At 41.2% G+C, this 18,359-nt stretch carries 18 protein-coding genes; 8 read left to right on the forward strand and 10 right to left on the reverse strand.

The genetic code is table 11. The annotated features are described in order from the left end of the window. Positions 1-52: 52 nt before the first annotated feature. From L1068_RS13600 to L1068_RS13610, 3 genes are read left to right on the forward strand one after another with little or no spacing between them, the layout of a single operon-like run. On the forward strand, positions 53-304 hold the full coding sequence (locus tag L1068_RS13600) for a hypothetical protein (RefSeq protein ID WP_237130714.1): 252 nt from the start codon (positions 53-55) through the stop codon (positions 302-304). A 38-nt stretch (positions 305-342) separates the two neighbouring features. Next, a complete protein-coding gene (locus tag L1068_RS13605) occupies positions 343-558 on the forward strand; it encodes a DUF3820 family protein (RefSeq protein ID WP_237130715.1) in 216 nt (71 codons plus the stop codon). A gap of 17 nt (positions 559-575) precedes the next feature. Further along, positions 576-2,030, forward strand: coding sequence for a beta-Ala-His dipeptidase (locus L1068_RS13610; protein ID WP_237130716.1), 1,455 nt, complete (start codon positions 576-578; stop codon positions 2,028-2,030). A 31-nt stretch (positions 2,031-2,061) separates the two neighbouring features. Here the strand turns inward: L1068_RS13610 and L1068_RS13615 are convergent, their stop codons facing one another. From L1068_RS13615 to ilvY, 9 genes are all read right to left on the reverse strand, one after another. Continuing rightward, positions 2,062-3,078 (reverse strand): sterol desaturase family protein, encoded by a 1,017-nt coding sequence (locus tag L1068_RS13615; protein ID WP_237130717.1) that lies wholly within the window; start codon positions 3,076-3,078, stop codon positions 2,062-2,064. Between the two features lie 52 nt (positions 3,079-3,130). Then, entirely contained in the window at positions 3,131-5,290 is a 2,160-nt protein-coding gene (locus L1068_RS13620) for a TonB-dependent receptor (RefSeq protein ID WP_237130718.1), read from the reverse strand. Between the two features lie 9 nt (positions 5,291-5,299). Next, complete coding sequence (locus L1068_RS13625; RefSeq protein ID WP_237130719.1) at positions 5,300-6,583, reverse strand: imelysin family protein; 1,284 nt, start codon at positions 6,581-6,583, stop codon at positions 5,300-5,302. A 92-nt stretch (positions 6,584-6,675) separates the two neighbouring features. Next, complete coding sequence (locus L1068_RS13630) at positions 6,676-8,469, reverse strand: DUF4856 domain-containing protein (RefSeq protein WP_237130720.1); 1,794 nt, start codon at positions 8,467-8,469, stop codon at positions 6,676-6,678. 165 nt (positions 8,470-8,634) lie between these two features. After that, positions 8,635-9,876 carry an ATP-binding protein gene (locus L1068_RS13635; RefSeq protein WP_237130721.1) on the reverse strand — a complete coding sequence of 414 codons (1,242 nt, stop codon included), beginning with the start codon at positions 9,874-9,876 and terminating at the stop codon, positions 8,635-8,637. A 22-nt stretch (positions 9,877-9,898) separates the two neighbouring features. Further along, positions 9,899-10,585, reverse strand: a complete 687-nt coding sequence (locus L1068_RS13640) for a response regulator (RefSeq protein WP_054978376.1) — start codon at positions 10,583-10,585, stop codon at positions 9,899-9,901. Positions 10,586-10,594: 9 nt separating this feature from the next. Further along, a complete protein-coding gene (locus L1068_RS13645; protein ID WP_237130722.1) occupies positions 10,595-10,981 on the reverse strand; it encodes a DUF3019 domain-containing protein in 387 nt (128 codons plus the stop codon). Continuing rightward, positions 10,971-11,753 carry a MipA/OmpV family protein gene (locus L1068_RS13650; protein ID WP_237130724.1) on the reverse strand — a complete coding sequence of 261 codons (783 nt, stop codon included), beginning with the start codon at positions 11,751-11,753 and terminating at the stop codon, positions 10,971-10,973. The genes L1068_RS13645 and L1068_RS13650 overlap by 11 nt, the downstream gene beginning before the upstream one ends. A gap of 196 nt (positions 11,754-11,949) precedes the next feature. Continuing rightward, positions 11,950-12,840, reverse strand: coding sequence for an HTH-type transcriptional activator IlvY (gene ilvY / locus L1068_RS13655; RefSeq protein WP_054978373.1), 891 nt, complete (start codon positions 12,838-12,840; stop codon positions 11,950-11,952). Positions 12,841-12,967: 127 nt separating this feature from the next. Here ilvY and ilvC point away from each other — a divergent pair, with 127 nt between their 5' ends. From ilvC to L1068_RS13675, 4 genes are all read left to right on the forward strand, one after another. Continuing rightward, the gene (gene ilvC, locus L1068_RS13660; RefSeq protein ID WP_237130725.1) at positions 12,968-14,443 is read left to right on the forward strand and encodes a ketol-acid reductoisomerase; all 1,476 of its coding nucleotides are present in this window, start codon (positions 12,968-12,970) and stop codon (positions 14,441-14,443) included. Positions 14,444-14,535: 92 nt separating this feature from the next. Beyond that, a complete protein-coding gene (locus L1068_RS13665; RefSeq protein ID WP_237130726.1) occupies positions 14,536-15,438 on the forward strand; it encodes a Dyp-type peroxidase in 903 nt (300 codons plus the stop codon). A gap of 79 nt (positions 15,439-15,517) precedes the next feature. Further along, a complete protein-coding gene (locus L1068_RS13670; RefSeq protein WP_237130727.1) occupies positions 15,518-16,681 on the forward strand; it encodes a tetratricopeptide repeat protein in 1,164 nt (387 codons plus the stop codon). Further along, a complete protein-coding gene (locus L1068_RS13675) occupies positions 16,678-17,589 on the forward strand; it encodes a M28 family peptidase (protein ID WP_237130728.1) in 912 nt (303 codons plus the stop codon). The genes L1068_RS13670 and L1068_RS13675 overlap by 4 nt, the downstream gene beginning before the upstream one ends. Here L1068_RS13675 and L1068_RS13680 read toward each other — a convergent pair. Then, complete coding sequence (locus L1068_RS13680; RefSeq protein WP_237130729.1) at positions 17,543-17,863, reverse strand: GIY-YIG nuclease family protein; 321 nt, start codon at positions 17,861-17,863, stop codon at positions 17,543-17,545. The genes L1068_RS13675 and L1068_RS13680 overlap by 47 nt on opposite strands. Positions 17,864-17,973: 110 nt before the next feature. On the opposite strand from L1068_RS13680, the gene bamE reads away from it, so the two are divergent. Beyond that, positions 17,974-18,321, forward strand: coding sequence for an outer membrane protein assembly factor BamE (gene bamE / locus L1068_RS13685; protein ID WP_010560512.1), 348 nt, complete (start codon positions 17,974-17,976; stop codon positions 18,319-18,321). Positions 18,322-18,359: the final 38 nt, after the last annotated feature.

The raw sequence follows: 18,359 nt of genomic DNA on the forward strand, positions 1-18,359 counted from the left end.
TATCGTTATTCAGAGTAATATTTACCTATCTATTACTCTGAATGACGTGACTATGCAGCAACATCCTAAAAAAACCGCATTATCACCCGAAATGCGTGATTTTATCAGTAATGAACTTAAACACCTTGATTCAGACTTAGCCAAGCGCACATTTTATTTTTTACTGCTTGATAAATACGCGGTGCCAAAAAACCATGCCCTGCGCCATAACCCGCAACACCATTTGCCTGTAAACCAACTCGATAATTTATTGCGAGAAAAAGGGTTCACTCCCTCAAAACCAGTCAAAATTAATTGCCATTAAGGTATACTAGCTGAGACTTTCACAATCTCACTTTATTTATGCTCGCAGATAAACACGCTTTATTGGAAGCAATCAATCAGCCTATGCCGTTTGGTAAATATGCCGGCTTCCCACTCTTAAAATTACCAGAACCCTACCTTGTTTGGTTTAAACAAAAAGGCTTCCCTGAGGGAAAGCTTGGACAGCAACTTGCGTTAATTTATGAAGTGAAACGTAATGGCCTTGAAAAAGTGTTAATGCCATTACTTAATTAATATTCAAGGAACACACTGTGACTCAACTTTCTCAGTTATCGCCACAGCCACTGTGGCAAATTTTCGAAAAAATATGCAGCATTCCACACCCGAGCAAACACGAGCAGAAAATTTCTGCGTGGATCCAACAATTCGCTACTGAGCTTGGTCTTGATGTTAAAGAAGACAAAGTAGGCAATCTAATTATTAAAAAACCTGCAACAATCGGTATGGAAAATCGCAAAGGTGTGATTTTACAAGCGCATATGGACATGGTGCCGCAAAAAAATAACGATAAAGAGCACGACTTTATCAACGACCCTATTGAAGCTTATGTAGATGGTGAATGGGTAACCGCAAATGGCACAACATTAGGTGCCGATAACGGCATTGGCCTTTCGGCAAGCCTTGCTGTTTTAGCAAGCAAAGATATCCAACATGGTCCACTTGAAGTATTAGTTACCATAGACGAAGAAGCCGGCATGACAGGTGCTTTCGGCCTTGAAGCAGGCTGGTTAGAAGGCGATATATTACTAAACACTGATTCAGAAGATGAAGGCGAAGTTTACATGGGCTGCGCAGGCGGTATTGATGTAAACATTGAGCTGCCAGTTGAATGGGAAGCGACCAATACAACTAAATCAGCTGTTAACGTATCGCTTAACGGTTTAAAAGGCGGTCATTCGGGTGTTGATATTCACTTAGGTCGCGCTAACGCAAATAAACTATTAGTGCGAGCATTAAGCTTATTAGATATCGACTTTGCCATTGCCAACTTACAAGGCGGCTCACTGAGAAACGCAATTCCACGTGAAGCAGAAGTAACGCTAGTAATTGATGGCCAAGATAAAGACACGCTAGTTAATGCACTTAAAGATATCAATTCACTGTTTTTAGCGGAACTAAGTAAAGTTGAGCCAAATATTTTACTATCGGTTGCTGATGCGTCATTACCCGAAAAACAACTTGCTAAAGTATCGCAGTCCGCGGTAATCAATAGCATAAATGGTTGTGTGAACGGCGTTATTCGCATGAGTGACACCATCGACGGCATCGTTGAAACATCGACCAATTTAGGTGTTGTGTTAACAAACGAAAACGCTGTAAGCGTAAAATGCCTGGTTCGCTCATTAATCGATTCTGCCCGCACTAATACGCAAAATATGATTGCATCAACATTTGCCCTAGCAGGTGCGAGCGTTACTTTCACAGGTGCGTACCCTGGCTGGGAGCCAAAAGACGATTCTGAAATTAAAGATATCTTACGTGAAACCTATCAAGGTATGTTTGGCACATTACCTAAAATTATGGTGATCCATGCTGGGCTTGAATGTGGCTTGTTTAAGGATGCGTACCCACATTGGGATATGGTGTCGTTTGGACCGACGATTCGCTTTCCGCATTCGCCAGATGAAAAAGTGAAAATCGATACAGTTGAGCCATTTTTCAATCTACTCGTTGAAGTACTCGGTAATATTCCAAATAAAAACTAGATTTCGTCTACGCGTTATAAAAAACCGAGCTCTAGATGCTCGGTTTTTTGTCATTAGTGATCTTACTTTTATTCGGCGCAATTTTATTTATGCCTTTTTTTGCACTTAGCTTTAATGATTTTGCAGACTCTAAAAACGGTTTACTATAAATCGCAAATAACGAATCATGGCCGCAATCATACTGCCCTACCCCGATGGAGATCTTGCCAACTTCTGATGCTTTAATTAGGGTACCTGTCATACGGTCCCATATAGCCAGTGCGGAACCCAAGTTAGTATCAAAGTGTTTAGGGTTATCACTGTGGTGGATTTGATGTTGTGCAGGGCTAATAAAAATGCCTTCCAACTTATCGCCCCACGACAACCAAATATGTGAGTGGCGTAAATTTGCGCCAAAAACGTTAAACAAAAACACAAACACATTGGCACCTAACACATCAAACATGCTAATTGCATCGGCAAATAAATAGTAGCCAATACCCACAGCGACTCCTTGTACGATTGCCATGCGGCACGCGTATAAATAACTCTCCACAGGGTGAGAACGATAAATTGTAAATGGCGTGAGTACTTTTGCGCTGTGATGTACTTTATGAAATTCCCATAAAAACGGTATTTTATGCAGAGCGTAATGCAGTAAGAAACGCGTTAAGTCATCAATAATAAAGAGTAGAAAAGTGAAAATAGTGATTACTTGCCACTTGGCCAATGCCAACGGCTCTGTGCGACCGAACAGCCACTCTAAAGCGTCACTTAGCGCAATTGCTATCGGTGCCATTGTTAATACAATAGGGCCGAACATTAAGGCTTTGATCAGTTTATTAACTACCCACAAGGCATAATCTTGTTTGGCACTTTTTGCTAACCAAACGGATTTAGGGAATAAGAATTTAAAAAAGCCTAACGTTGTGCGCTGTTTTGTTGCAGCAAAATACACCGGCAGCGCTAACGCCACCGCACTTAACAAATAAAGGTAAAAAATACGTTTATTCGCATCACTAAAATAACGCGGTAGTTCACTTAAACTTGTTGAAAAAATCTCTAACACAGTAGTTCCTACAAAAAAGGGGCCGATAGCCCCTTATTCGCAATGCCAAAGCTTAAAACTGGTATTTGTAACCAATTACAAACTGTCTTGGTTTATTTGGTCTTGCGCCATACGGGCGGCGACTAATAATGTACGCTTCATCAGTTAGGTTATCAACCTTACCGTAAATGCGGCCATATTGACCAAGATCATACGTTGCGGATACATCGACGATAACGCTCGACTCAGTTTTAAAGCCCGATAACGTAACATTATCACCTGCTGCTTCATCCATTTCGCTTACGTATTTAACGATTAAATTGGTTTCCCAATTATTCGCCGCTAAACCGATTTCAAAGTTAAATTGATGTTCAGGTAAATACTGCACTGAGTCGCCATCCGAAATATCACCCCACTGTTCAAAATCTGATTCAAAGCTTTCTAAAAATTCAGACTTGGTATAGGTGTAAGTAAAGCTATATGGCATATCAAATTGCGTACTGATTGGATAACTTTGACGCAATTGCGCTTCCAAGCCATACACATTCACTTCGCCACCGTTAAACTCACGGTCAAGGTCGCCTTGTGTACCACAGCTTGATTGTGAACAGCTTTCTTTTAAGTTGCTGTAGTCATTAAAAAAGCTAACTAGTTCGATATTAGTAGCACCATCGTTAAAACGACCACCAAACTCATAGTTAATGCTTTTCTCAACTTTCACATCAGATGCCTGTTGCGGACTGCTTGGCACAAAACCTTGGTGCACACCAAATAATACACCTGCGTTTTCTGTCACTTGATAAAAACCGCTCACGCCAGGTAGCCAAATTTGAGTTGATTTACGTTGCCAATCATCTCTGTCCACAAGATCGGTGTAGTACATGTCCATGTCTTCGCCACGAACACCCGCAGACACCGTTAAGTTGCCAAGTTTTACCGTGTCTTCAATATAAACTGAAAGCGCTTCAGTACTTTCGATATTGGTTGTGGTAAATACTTTATCACCAGCTGTTTTCTCAGCATAACCATCAAGCATCTGATAGTTTTCACTAAAGTGTTTACGTTCAATTTCATCTTCATGATAACGCACACCAAACGCTAGCTTATGATCTAAACCACCAAGTGAAAATTCGTAATCAGCATCAATTTGAATACCCTGTGAATAGTATTCGCGGTCATTGGTACCCATAACTAAGAACATCGATGTTTCACCATCTAGCACTGAGTTTTGCTCACCGGTTATAACAGCATATTCTCGTTCATATAATTCTGGGTTTGTCATAATACTTGTTAAGCCGCCTAATTTTCGCCAAGCACGCTCGTAATCATTACGGTAAATACGCGTTGTTGCAGAGAAAACATCGTTAGAGAGATTATGGGTAAACATAATTTGCGTATGCTCAGTGTCCATATTCGCAGGTTGGGAAGCCGCGTAGCGACGATACGGATTTGCATTAAAGTCCGCATCCGTTAACCCTAGGTAAGTTTCATCTGAGTTTTCATCTGCATAGGAAAGCTTAAGTTCAAAACTTTGGTCAAATGCCTGTCCGTCTAACAAATATTTGGTTTTAACAAGTAAATCATTCTTTTTAAAGCCTGAATCACCACCGTTATCAATTTCTTTAAAACCATCCGCTTGTAAACGAACACCTTCAACTAGCAAACCCAAATTTTTGGTTACTTCAGTACCAAAATATCCGTGCGCTTTTTGATAACCATCAGTGCCCGTTGCTAAATCCAAACCACCGGTCATTTCAAATGGCACTTGGCGCGTTACCATATTAAGCGTACCTGCAACCGTTTGCGGGCCGTGCTTAATTGCCGCAGGGCCTTTAAACACTTCTACTGCGGTCATCCGGGTAGTGACTGGAAAATAGTATGCCGCCGGAGCTGAATATGGCGCCGGGCCAATTAACACACCGTCTTCTAAAATAGTTACTTTTTTACTACGCTCGGGTGTAACACCACGAAAGCCAATGTTTGGACGCAGACCATAACCGTCTTCTTCACGAATATTCACGCCCGGTACTTTGGCTAAAATACGGTGAATATCATCGTATTCATATTTTTCGAGTTCAACTTCTGAAACAAGGGTTGCTGAACCTGACTCTGTACGCAGTTTGTCACCATGACTAATTATGGTGATGTGCTCGATATCGTTTGCTTTGTTATCTTTTGCAACAACTGACGTTGCACAGCTTGCAATTGCTAATGCTAAAAGTGTTTTTTTCATAATAAAGCTCTAATCATTATCGCCGGCTGAAGATTTAGGTAATTCAAGCGCAAGTTTGTTAATAAAGTCATGTTTTAACTGATCGGTCACATCTTTTACTTTTGCGTGTGACGTTTCTACTTTGTCTTTTTCATCAATCAGAGCTTGCTGCAGCGAACCATTAATCGCATCTATTGCGGCATTTGATTGCTCAAGGCCAGTTAACATTGCGTCTTTAACGTCTGTGCCCTCTTCTTCTACAAGAAAATCATCAAAACCCGTAGTGTTACCTTGCACTACACCATTGCCAGTAAAGAGCTTTTCAAACGCAGCAAGGTTTGCTTTGATATTAGCGAGCGATTGCGCCGCTATTGGTGACTCAACATCTTGAGGACATGCTTCTAAACCACACGAGTTACTCTCGTAACCTAGCGGTAATGCTAATTTTTGGTCTTTTAGTTCTTCAGTAAGATAGAAAAGTGCGTCGGAAATCACATTAACTGCCGCATGCACGCTATCAAAACTACTGCCAACTTCACCGGCATTTTTTAACGTCATTGCATACCCATTGTCACCATTCCATTTATCAAGTAACACTTGGCTGTTATCAACTAAATCGCTGGCAACTTCAACAGCGAACTCACAGCGCGCGATACGACGTTCGCTATCACTGCGGTTATTCCAAGTTGCAAGTGCATCATTAGCGACTGAACAGCTATGATTTAGCTGCTCTGTGAACAATAAATGTTCAAGGCTTACTAGACCACGACGCGTTGCGGTACGCTGTTTAATATCGTACGGACGCGATGCATTTTGATTAATCACGCCGTCTTCGAAATACACAGTATCTTGATCTACGCCACATAAACTTTTAGCAGGCCAAGAGTAAATTAGATTGCGCAGTTCGCCTTCATTTTCTAAAAGCGGCCCCATTTGCATCAGCTCTGCATGTTGCCAAAGTGCCGTTGTATCGCGCCAACTAGTTTGCGCCGATGCTAATGCAGCTAAACGTTGCTGTTCAGTTGCATCGCCTGCCATGGCTGCTTTTTCAATGGCACAATAGCTTTCAATGTTTTGTTTGTTCGCACTCGCTTGTTGATGAAACGAGGTAAATGTTGGCGTGATTACATTATCTACTAAGTTTGCCACTAACGCTTTTTCATCAAACGTTGTGCCGCCACCATTCCCTGGCTCGCTTGTACCGCCACCAAAATTTGGTCCCTGTGTACTTGAGGTATCTTCCGAACACGCTGCCAACGTCAATACTAATGATGTTGCCAATGCTATCGGTTTAAGTTTTGCGGATATCAACATAAAATTATCCTAAAATCTCGAATTATAAATACAGCAAAAGGTTAGTAACCGAAATTACTAACCTTTTATATCAATTTAAAATGTATTTTAAATTACCAGTTCTCTGAGTTCGCATCAGCAAAGTCATACGCGTTATCTAAGATATCACGAGCCGCAATTAACTTAGCTTTGTAATTCATGAACTCATCTGCACCTGCTAACACTGGCATATCACCAAATAGCTCATGCACTTCAACAAACTTAGCTTCACCTACCGTATCTTTTTTCGGGTTTAGTTCATGGTTTGCAAATGGTGAGAACGGGCTAAATTGGAAGTTCAGTGCGAAACCTTTCATTTCACCCCAATGCTTAGCGTAACCTGCGAATTCAGCTGATGTGTATTCGCCGTCTTCAATATTCTCAATATCAGCAATTACATCATTAATGTAATGCACTACTGTTGCTGCGATTGCTTTTTCCCATGCTAATGCTGCTTGGAATACATGGTTGTCAAATTTTGTTTTGTCATCTGCAGAGAACTCAGCAACATTTTTGCCAACGTTGTCTGAAATCATTTTACGACCAGCAATAAAGTGAGTCATTGCCTGTGCTGTGAAATCTGTCGCTTCTTCTGCGCCAAGGTCACGTTTTGCAGCGTTAGACGAATTCCCCCAAACAAACTCTGACGTTAGGTCAATTACGCCATCGATATTAATATCATTTTTACCTTGGAAGTTTTCGCGACCGCCTTTTTTAGCAATTTCGCTGTCTGAGTATTCTAGGTAGTTGCGCGCAGCACCAAAGTAACCAAAGCCTTCATCAAATTGATGTTCAAGTGCTGTGTAAGTTTTAGTACCTTTGTCAGCTACTTTGTTATCAGAAGCTAAGCCTTCACCTAGGTAATCATCAGTACCTTGTGAGAACATTAATGCGCCAAGTGTGTGCTTTTGAACTAGTTGAACTAAATCTAAGCCTTCTGGTGTGATGTAAGCTTTTGAAATTGCAACACCGTTTGTGTCTACTAGCGCTTCACCGGTATTTACTTTTTCGATTTGTGCGATAAATAAATCGAAATAGTGGAATACTAAGCCTTCAGGTGTGCTCGCTTGTTCACCAAAATTGTTCCAACCTTTAAAGTTGCCCGCAACATGCCACTCTTTATACATTTTTGATGTATCACGACCTGCGATTTTACCGTTTTCACCACCTAGGTTTTTATCAGAAGATGAAATATCTGAGAAAAACTTTTGTTTATACGCAGACAGGTCATCGCCTAAGTGCGAGATTGGTGAATCTGAAATCGCCGCGTAGTCACTCCAAAGAGCGTTTAGATTAGCGCGTACATCTGCAGCCATAATGTTATTGGTTTCAATGTATTCAACTGTCATTAAGCCCATGTAATGCTTAAGTTCTGCTGAAAGCGCGTGACGCGCTGTTTGACCAGAGTACGATACTGACGAGCCAGAAAAGCCGTTTAGTTTAGTGTTAAACTCATAAACGTTAACACCATTTTCTGCTTCGATATCACTTACTGTTAACGTAATCGTTTTAGTAAACGTAAGGCCACCCGCGTCTGTTACTGTTACGTCAACAGCAACTTCTGCTGCTTCTTCAAAATTAAACGCTAAGCTATCTTTTACTTTAAGTTCGCCATCAACAATTTCAAAACGCGCGTCTGATACTGTGAACGTATGACCTGATGTTGCATCATCTGATGCAGTTAGCGCACCAATCGCAACACCAAGTGTATCTTCGGTAATTGAAGATGCAGAGATTTGGATATCAGTTGGAGCTTGGTTTACAGGAGTTACAGGATCTTTTTTGCTATCGCTACCACCACAGCCAGTTAAGCCAAGAGACACAGCAATTACTGCTGATGCTAACGCAGATTTACGAAAATTAATCATTATGTGACCTATAAAGTATAATTTTTATTAATGAAGATTTATAAACTAACGCTATTATAAACCCCAAAACCAATGAGAATCAATCTCATTTAGTTTATTTTAATGTTTTGTTTACAGAAAATCATCATAGCAGTTTTATGTTGCTTCAATTTAGCAGAGATCAAATTAAGGTTTTTTAGGTAACGCAATTACAAAACATGCGCCTTTTAACGGGCCACTTTCAAGGTAACATTCACCTTCGTGCCAGTTTATGATTTTTTGCACGATTGCTAACCCTAAGCCGAACCCTTTGATTTTTTTATTGCGGCTTTTATCTAAACGGGTAAATGGTTTAAATACGTTTTCCCACTCGGATTGTTCAATGCCAGGGCCATCGTCAGCCACTTTAATAAAAATAGTGTTTGAGGTTTGCGTCAATGTAACGATTACTTGCTGCTCTGCGTATTTCAGTGCATTACCAATAAAGTTTTGAATTGCGCGGCCAATGAAATGTGGGTCGGCGTTTAACTCAATGGCTGTGTTTGCTTCAATTTTGATTGCAGCTGCGTGGTTAAAACCAAGCTTTTGCACAAAGTGTTGTGTTTGCGCGACCACATCGTACAACTCAATATTAAGTTGCGGTTTTTCTCTTTCTAATTTTGCAAACTCCAGCATTTCACTCACTAGCGACTCTAGTTCTTGAATGTCAGACTGCATACCGTCAAAGTACGGCTTACTTTTATCGTCGCTTTGTGTTTGTTCCAGCATCGCAATCGCAAATTTAAGACGTGCTAATGGCGTTCTAAATTCGTGAGATACAGACGAGGTCAGTTCGCGCTGACTGTCTAATAAGTGTTTTATACGCGCTTTCATCGCCATTAATGTTTGTTTTATTGGCAATAAAGCAGACTTGTCGTCACCGCTAATTTGTAAATCTTCCGGCGCGCTTATATTGTGACATGCTTTTTCTAACTGATTAAAATCACGCCATAGCCAATAACTCCAGGCCGCAACGGGTAAACCAATAACCAACAACATAATGAAAAATGGCCATACCGAGTCGTAACTATTAACATCAAAACGATACGGACCAATTTTCAGTAATTCTTTATCATTTACCCGCAAATACCAGATTACTTGCTGCGGACCGTCAAACACTGGTACTGCTAGTCCTTGCTTTAAATCAGCGCTTTGTTCTGGCAAAAATGCAACAAGATCAGACGAAATCACTTCGTTTTGATAAATGTCTTTTAGTTTCGTAATGCCATTAGCAGTTTTTGCTAGCTGGGAGAGAGATTCAGTGACTTGCGGCGCAAGCGGTAGCGCATCTATGCCATTGGGTTCAGGCCATAGTTTCTCAAGCGCACCGCTAAGAATAAAAATAGAGATGATAATATAGGCGTATAAGCTAACAAATAACTTGCCCATTTAAATTCCTTGCAGCTTGTGGTTATCCCCAAGCATCTGATACGAACAAGTAGCCTTGTCCCCATACGGTTTTAATGCGATAAGGTTTGTCACTATTATCGCCAAGTTTTTTACGTAGTCGAGACACACGCACATCTACAGTTCTGTCTAAGCCATCGTACTCACGGCCAATCATTTTCTCGTGCACAAAGTCACGGCTAAGTACTTCGCCTGCGCTGTTTGACAGTAACCACAGTAATTCAAATTCGTGCGAGGTTAAGCTCACTTCTTCACCAAGCAACTTAACAATACGGCTGTTTTTATCAATGGTAAGCGTACCAAAACGCAGTTCTTCACTGCTTTTTTCTACTGCTCCACGACGTAAAAGCGCAGAGATACGTGCTAATAATACTCTTGGTTCAGCAGGTTTAATAACATAGTCATCGGCGCCCAGCTCAAGACCAATCACCTGGTCAAAATCTTCGCCTTTTGCGGTCAACATTAAAATGGGCAGCTGATAGCGATCGCGTACTTCACGACACACGCTAAAACCGTCTTTACCTGGCAGCATGACATCCAAAATCATTAAATCAGGCATATTAGCTTCAAGTGCCGCCATCACTTCAGAACCATCACTTAACACATCAACTGTCATACCGTTGTGTTCTAAATAATCTTTGGTCAGTTGTTGTAAGGCAAGATCGTCTTCCACTAATAAAATATGCGCCATCTTTATCTCCTAGAAAAAGCTCCAAGGGGTGCGTAATCGCCTACGCTGTGACTTGGTATTGCTGCTTTGTACTTTGATTTTCGCACTGGCAATTTGTTTGCCAGTTTTCCGATTGACCAAGGAGTATACTGTGCCAAACTGAACGTCAGCTTTATAACTAAAACGCCCTTCAGTGGCATTTTGCCAACATTTTAAGGGTGTTTGATCGCGTAAAATGCAAACATCCTCTGCCTTTGCAATTTGCCATCCAAAGTTAACATCAACCTGACACACATCATCACTGTTTTGCACCATGCACACCGCAGGAGCTAACTGAAAATGCGCTTTTTGCTCTGCAGCAACGCCCGCACTGTTAAATGCGCACAATATTAAAAACAGACAGTATCTAAAAAACATGGGTCACCCCAGTAAATACTGTCACGCTTTGATTACTCGAAAATAAAGGACTATCACTAAGCGAACCATAATAGTGGTATTTTACTTTTGCTAACAAACCAAAATGTTGATTAATTTGCCTATGCCAATTTAGTTCTACGTGAGGCAACCAGGCAGCATTTTGCAAAAACGTAATGCCAACCTGATCGTCGGCTTGAATACCATAATAATAATCTGCGAGTTTGTGAGATAAATAATCAAGCCCCAAACGCACACTCAATAATCCAGATTGTGTTTGCCAGCCTTTACTTAAGCTTAATGCAACGCGCTGACCTTTGTGTACATTAGAAATATCGTGCAACGCACTGGCTGAAAAGCGCCAAGTATCAGCAATATACTGATAATTCACACCACCATCTAATGCCCATTTAGGGCTATTTATTTCTGAAATAGAGATCCGTTCAGAATTTGCAGGTTCCGTGAATGCGTTTCGAGCAATAAATACATTGGCAGGGTGCCATGTCACAAAAAAGCGATTTTCTGGATTGAACTCGGAGATAAGATTAAATACATGTCGGTTGTGTTCAGATAAGGTAAAACCGAGTTGACCGTTATCAAAGTAAACACGTTCACCATAGTATGCAATATCGGGGATCACGATTAACGGAAAGTTATCACCGTCATTGAGTGGACTTGTAATTGTGCCAAAACCTAATGCCACGCCAAGTCGTAATTGACTTAGTTCGATTACATTTTCGCTTTGCTGAGCACAACTTCCCCAACTAAAAAACAATATAATTATGCAAACTATATGCTTCAATATTTAAAATTCTCCGAGAAATTACGCGCACTTTACCAATCCGAACAAATCCTGCAACAAAAATTACAATTACTTACATGCTTCGGCTAAAAACACACAAATATTCACCCATTTTCATTAGAGATAAAAGCGTTTTGTTTAAAAATAAATCACTAGTCTTTATTTGGTGTTACTTAAGCAGCTGCCAAATTGCATTCATAATAGGTTGCTGCAAGTGCGCCTTTTTAGTCACCAAGCCAACATCAAATGCAGGTACCGGATCCGGCATCGACAAAATCTGAACTTTATCTTTTATTGGACTATTATCGACAACAACTTTCGGAATAAGTGCCACACCAAAACCTAAACTCACCATAGAAACGGCCGCTTCATTACCTGCTACTTTGGAGTAAATTAAGGGGTTAATGCCATTTTTTTGCCACCAGTCGGCTAAGCGCTTACGACTTAACCCTTGATCTGGCACGATAAACGGTAATTTTTGCCAAGGTATATCAACCCGGTCGCTTAGCGCATCATTGATTATGGTGCCTAAAGGTCCATCATCATTCGGTGCAATAAACACCAAGGGAGAGGAGCCGAGTGAGAAAAACGCAAGGCTATCGTGCAGCTTATCAGGTCTTGCCGCAATAGCCATATCCTCAAAGCCTTTCATGACTCGTTCAATTGCCAGTGCCGGATCACCGGTATTCAATTTTACTTCGATATGTGGATGCGCCAATCTCACTTTTTTAAGCAAATCATACAAAAAGCTATACGTTGCGGTAACAGAGCTAAATAACTTCACTTCCCCCGATAGCGCCTCCCCTGCTTCATTGAGCGATGCGCGAAACATCTGCCATTCACCAATAGTGGCTCTGGCATAACGGACAAATGCTTCACCTTGCTTAGTTAACGACACACTGCGTTTATTGCGATTAAAAAGAATAGCCCCAACTTCGTCTTCTAGTTGTTTTATATTGCGGCTAAGCGTTGGCGCGCTGACATTCGCCAGTTCACTCGCTTTTGCAAAGTGCAATTGCTCTGCCAGCACCAAAAATAATTGCAGTCGTTTGATATCCATTGAAAAACTTATATTTCATTTTTTGTAATACAATAGTTCAAATATATCATTTTACGCAATTAAAAATTTCTTTTATGGTTAAATCAATGCTGCAAAAGGCAGCGATTTTTTTATTTAGGAATGAGACATGGCAACGAATTATTTTAACAGTTTACCGTTACGCGAGCAGCTTGCGCAGCTTGCTCAATGTGAGTTTATGGACCCATCTGAATTTGTCGATGGTGTTGATGCGTTAGTCGGTAAAAAATTGGTTGTAGTTGGTTGTGGCGCACAAGGACTTAACCAAGGCTTAAACTTACGCGATTCCGGTCTTGATGTATCTTACGCATTACGTGAATCAGCGATTGCTGAAAAACGCCAATCTTACCTTAATGCAACCAATAATGGTTTTGTTGTAGGCACATACGAAGAACTTATCCCAGATGCTGACTTAGTACTTAACTTAACGCCTGACAAACAACATACCAGCGTAGTAGAAGCGGTAATGCCACTAATGAAGCATGGTGCGACACTTGCTTACTCACATGGCTTCAATATTGTTGAAGAAGGCATGCAAGTACGTGATGACATTACCGTAATTATGGTTGCACCTAAGTGTCCAGGTACTGAAGTACGCGAAGAATATAAGCGTGGTTTTGGTGTACCAACGCTTATTGCAGTGCACCCTGAAAATGATCCAGAAGGTAAAGGTTTGGCTCAAGCTAAAGCTTATGCTGCGGGTACCGGCGGTCATCGTGCAGGCGTACTACTTTCATCATTTGTTGCGGAAGTAAAATCAGATCTTATGGGCGAGCAAACTATTTTATGTGGCATGCTACAAACGGGTTCACTACTGTGTTTCGATAAAATGGTGAAACAAGGTATTGATGCTTCATACGCTTCAAAGTTACTGCAATATGGCTGGGAAGTGATCACTGAAGCACTCAAGTACGGTGGTGTAACTAACATGTTAGATCGCCTATCAAACCCTGCAAAAATCAAAGCGTTTGACTTATCTGAAGAGCTAAAAGTAATTATGCGTCCGCTTTATAACAAGCATATGGACGACATTATGAGTGGTGAATTTTCATCAGGTATGATGGCTGACTGGGCTGAAGACGATGCTAAATTACTAGGCTGGCGCAAAGAAACCGGTGAAACTGCCTTTGAAAAGCAAGCAAATACCAGTGAGGAAATCACTGAGCAAGAGTTCTTTGATAAAGGCATTCTAATGGTTGCTATGGTTAAAGCGGGTGTTGAACTTGCCTTTGAAACCATGACAGCTGCAGGCATCAAAGACGAGTCAGCATACTATGAGTCACTGCATGAAACGCCGTTAATCGCCAATACAATCGCGCGTAAGAAGCTCTATGAAATGAATGCAACCATTTCAGACACAGCAGAATACGGTTGTTACTTATATAACCATGCCTGCTTACCATTATTGAAAGACTTTATGACCACCGTTAACACAGACGTAATCGGTAAAGGACTATCTCCAACCGATAATCGCGTAGAGAACGCACGTCTGATTGAAGTAAACAAAGCGCTTCGCACACACCCAGTAGAGGTGATTGGTGAAACACTGCGTGGTTATATGTCAGCAATGAAACCAATTATTTAAGGTAAACCCTGAGTAAACTGCCCGCTTAAGCGGGCTTTTTTTTGCCTTATTTCTGGGTTAATGTAGCGCAAACAAATAAAGGGGCCAATCAAATGGAACATGCACAACCTGGTATCTTCGATGACAATAATAGGCATAGCTACTTTTTAGAATATGTCATTACCAACCGAGATGCAGACACCATTAACGCACTAAAAAATGCATTAAAAAATATTAGCGACAACCTCAACTGTAGTTCAGTTATCGCGTTTGGCAGACGCCTTTGGCAACATTTAGACAACCAAGCTGAAGCACTTGACTTTACTGATTTTGCAACCCTTTCAGGGCCGTTTGGTCACACTGCGCCCGCCACCCAACACGATTTATTAATTTGGCTACACGGTGATGATTTAGGTGGTGTGTTTGACGCTATGCAATTATGCCAATCACAGTTAAACGGGATCGCTATCTTAGCACTTGAGTGCCCAGGGTTTCGATACAAAGATAATCGTGATCTCACCGGTTTTGTCGATGGCAGTGCAAACCCAAAAGATTTAGCAGCAAAAGCAGACGCAGCACTACTGCCAACGTCACATTCTCATCAGCAAGGCAGCTTTGTTTTAACGCAGAAATGGGTGCATAACCTGAGTGAATTTGAAAAACTGCCCGTTACCGTACAAGAGAAAATAGTGGGTCGCACAAAACCAGATTCCATCGAACTTGAAGGCGATGATATGCCAAAAAATTCGCATGTATCGCGTACCGACGTGAAAGTAGATAATGTCGCCATGAAACTCTATCGCCGCAGTGTGCCATTTGGAAATGCACACGAAAAAGGCCTCTACTTTTTAGGCTTTGCCTGTGAACAACAACGCTTTCAAATTCAACTCGAACGAATGTTTGGCCTAACCCAAGATGGTATTTATGACAAACTGATCGATTACTCAAAAGCAGTTAACAGCGCATATTGGTTTGCGCCATCACAAAAACAATTAACACAGATTGTGACGACATAAGCTGTAACAATTTAAACAAGCAAATTGCGCATATTTTATCTATCTTTAACAATAGGTATGGTGTTCAAAGAGGTTCAATATGCGCATCTTGATTTGCTTAATTTCAGTGTTAATTTTGGCGGCATGTAACAGCACACCAAAAGACATTTCACCGCCAAATCAACTTATCAACGACACGCAATTTACGCGTATTCCTGTTGAAACAAAAAAAGACGTCTTCAGTTTATCTGACAATACCAAAGCCCTTATCGAACAAGCCGTGTCACGCGATATTGATAAACGTGTTGTGACCCGCTCACTGGTTGAATACATTTTCAGCCCACAAAACCAAAGCCTGGACTACCTATCGGGTGCAACCCTTACCGCAGAAGATACATTCAACAACAATAATGCCAACTGCCTCTCGCTGTCGATTATGGCCTACAGCATGTCTAAACACCTTGGCTTAGCGTCGCGCTTTCAGCAAGTGTATATTCCTGAATACTGGGCGAGTGAAAATGGCTACAGCTTGCTCACTGGGCACGTTAATTTACGTGTTTTGCGTCCAAGTGCCAGTGATGTTGCGCTTACCTCAACCATTTACGATACCACAGGTGATCTCATCATCGATTTCAACCCGAGTAGTTTGCGTCACAAATTTCGTTCTAAAATTATCAGCGAAGACGTAATCTTAGCGATGTTTTACAACAATAAAGGGGCTGCCGCGATGATTAATGGCGAACACCACCTCGCCTATTCGTATTTTAGTGCAGCAATCGAAAGTGCTCCCATCTATGGCTCTACCTACGGCAATTTAGGCGTGCTTTATCGCATTAATAATCAATTTGATAAGGCAGAACTCGCCTACAACCACGCGCTTTCTCTCGATAATGATAACAATACTGCCAAGGGTAATTTAGCTCGCTTATATGAACTAACAGGACGTAGCCTTGAGGCCCAAAATATTCGGATTGCACTTGAACGAAAACGCAGCAAAAACCCCTATTATGCGATTGCTAAAGGCAACGAAGCGCTTTATCAAAATGACTACCGAACCGCTATCAGCTTTTTTAAAAGAGCGATTAAACTCGACCGCGAAATTCACGAAAGTCACTTTGGCTTAGCTAAAGCATACTTTATGCTTGGCGATATCGACAAAGCGCTCAGCGAATTACAACAAGCCGAAAAACATGCGTATTTTGACAGCGAAAAACGCCGTTATCGAGGCAAAATAATGTCGTTAAGTGCGCAGCTATTGAGATGATACTCGCACTTTTCTTCGCTTTATCACTGAGTGTAACAGCGCAAGATACACTTAAGGCCCACAGTCATTTACAAATACTCAGCCATGACCAACTTGCTGGGCGAAAAACAGGCACGCTTCACGCCAGCATTGCAGCCGACTATATTGCAAAACAATTTCAAAATGCGGGACTCACCCCCGTATTTACCAATTACAAAGTGCCGTTTCGCTACAGTAGTGGCTTTTTTGATGAAAAAGAAGCGCACAATGTGCTTGCAGTCAGCGAGCAAATTGCCAACAGGCCAACGGTAGTAATCTCCGCTCACTTTGATCATTTAGGTACTAAAGGAAGGCACATTTATAATGGTGCCGACGACAATGCTAGCGGTGTTGCCGCGTTAATTACCTTGGCGTCACTCATCGCCAAGCAACCCAATAGAAAACTTAACTACCTTTTTCTTGCAACCGATGCAGAAGAGTCTGGCTTATTTGGCGCCCGCGAATTTATCAAGGCTTCACCCATCCCGCTGTCAAATGTACTAATCAATATTAACTTAGATATGCTTGGAGTAAGCAAGCGTAACAAACTACTTGGCCTTTATAATGCGCCATCTAAGGCGTTTATTGAATCACTGCGCACAAACATTTGGCATAAAGACAGCGAGGTAAAATTCACAAGAGGTAATGGCTTTTATAATCGAACAATTAAAAATCAACGCAGACGCATACTTGATGCTGGCGACCACCGCGAATTTCACCGCAAGCGCATTGCTATTTTGTATTTTGGCGTAGGTGAGCACAGCAATTATCATAGCCAACACGACACCTATGAAAATCTTGATCACGCTTTTTTTGATGGCAGCTTACACAATATTGCTAAGGTTATTTCTCAATTGGATGCAAACTATCAGTTGCTAAGCAGGCATTAACCCAGCTAATTTTTTGCTTTTTTGATAATTTTTTAACTTGATATTCTAACTTACTGGCCTCACTTTTGCTGCCCACTTGCCGCTCAAGCATTAATTTTAACGGCCCCTTACCAATTAACGCTTTCGCCCCTTTACCTGAACTATGCTGGCAAAAACGTCGTGCAACATCTGTTGTAATACCGGTATACCAATGTCCATAGCGGGTTTCAACTATGTAAATAAACCAAGTTGACTGTACATGACTTTGTTTGGTGGGACTTTCTAACTGCGACATAAAACAAACACTTGGGAACTTCATTGTAAAATTTAGGTCAAATTTACACTTTTATAACCTGATAGCAAGAGGTATCATGGTGCGATTAGTAGTAAGGATTAAAGTATTCAATGAAATGGTTTAAGTATATTTCGCTGTGCGCAGTGATCGTTTTTACCTCAGGTTGCTCATCTTGGCTATATAGAATGCCAATTCCTCAAGGAAACTTTTTAGAGCAAAGCGATATTGATAAGCTACGTGTTGAAATGACACGTGAACAAGTACTCTATGTATTGGGTCAACCAATCGCAAAAGATGCATTTGATGAGAGCAATTGGTATTACTTATATCAATTTAACCCAGGCAGAGACAGCGAAGTGCGCAAAGAGCTTGTGGTTGAATTTGAAGGCGACAAACTAAAAGCGTTACGCGGTGATTATGAAACGCCAGAAACATTTAATACACCGCTAGAGCAATAAGTTAACACTTATTCTGACTTCAAATTAACGTAAAAAAA

It is taken from the genome of Pseudoalteromonas sp. MMG024, from assembly GCF_021654175.1.
Taxonomy (GTDB): Bacteria; Pseudomonadota; Gammaproteobacteria; order Enterobacterales; family Alteromonadaceae; genus Pseudoalteromonas.

Excerpts from the sequence above, each read along its gene's own strand:
- L1068_RS13620 (WP_237130718.1), bottom strand. The coding sequence starts at position 5,290 with ATGAAAAAAACACTTTTAGCATTAGCAATTGCAAGCTGTGCAACGTCA.
- L1068_RS13670 (WP_237130727.1), top strand. The coding sequence starts at position 15,518 with ATGCGCATCTTGATTTGCTTAATTTCAGTGTTAATTTTGGCGGCATGT.
- L1068_RS13600 (WP_237130714.1), top strand. The coding sequence starts at position 53 with ATGCAGCAACATCCTAAAAAAACCGCATTATCACCCGAAATGCGTGAT.
- L1068_RS13645 (WP_237130722.1), bottom strand. The coding sequence starts at position 10,981 with ATGTTTTTTAGATACTGTCTGTTTTTAATATTGTGCGCATTTAACAGT.
- L1068_RS13665 (WP_237130726.1), top strand. The coding sequence starts at position 14,536 with ATGGAACATGCACAACCTGGTATCTTCGATGACAATAATAGGCATAGC.
- L1068_RS13625 (WP_237130719.1), bottom strand. The coding sequence starts at position 6,583 with ATGTTGATATCCGCAAAACTTAAACCGATAGCATTGGCAACATCATTA.
- ilvC (WP_237130725.1), top strand. The coding sequence starts at position 12,968 with ATGGCAACGAATTATTTTAACAGTTTACCGTTACGCGAGCAGCTTGCG.
- L1068_RS13675 (WP_237130728.1), top strand. The coding sequence starts at position 16,678 with ATGATACTCGCACTTTTCTTCGCTTTATCACTGAGTGTAACAGCGCAA.
- L1068_RS13635 (WP_237130721.1), bottom strand. The coding sequence starts at position 9,876 with ATGGGCAAGTTATTTGTTAGCTTATACGCCTATATTATCATCTCTATT.
- L1068_RS13630 (WP_237130720.1), bottom strand. The coding sequence starts at position 8,469 with ATGATTAATTTTCGTAAATCTGCGTTAGCATCAGCAGTAATTGCTGTG.
- L1068_RS13605 (WP_237130715.1), top strand. The coding sequence starts at position 343 with ATGCTCGCAGATAAACACGCTTTATTGGAAGCAATCAATCAGCCTATG.
- L1068_RS13640 (WP_054978376.1), bottom strand. The coding sequence starts at position 10,585 with ATGGCGCATATTTTATTAGTGGAAGACGATCTTGCCTTACAACAACTG.
- bamE (WP_010560512.1), top strand. The coding sequence starts at position 17,974 with ATGAAATGGTTTAAGTATATTTCGCTGTGCGCAGTGATCGTTTTTACC.
- L1068_RS13680 (WP_237130729.1), bottom strand. The coding sequence starts at position 17,863 with ATGTCGCAGTTAGAAAGTCCCACCAAACAAAGTCATGTACAGTCAACT.
- ilvY (WP_054978373.1), bottom strand. The coding sequence starts at position 12,840 with ATGGATATCAAACGACTGCAATTATTTTTGGTGCTGGCAGAGCAATTG.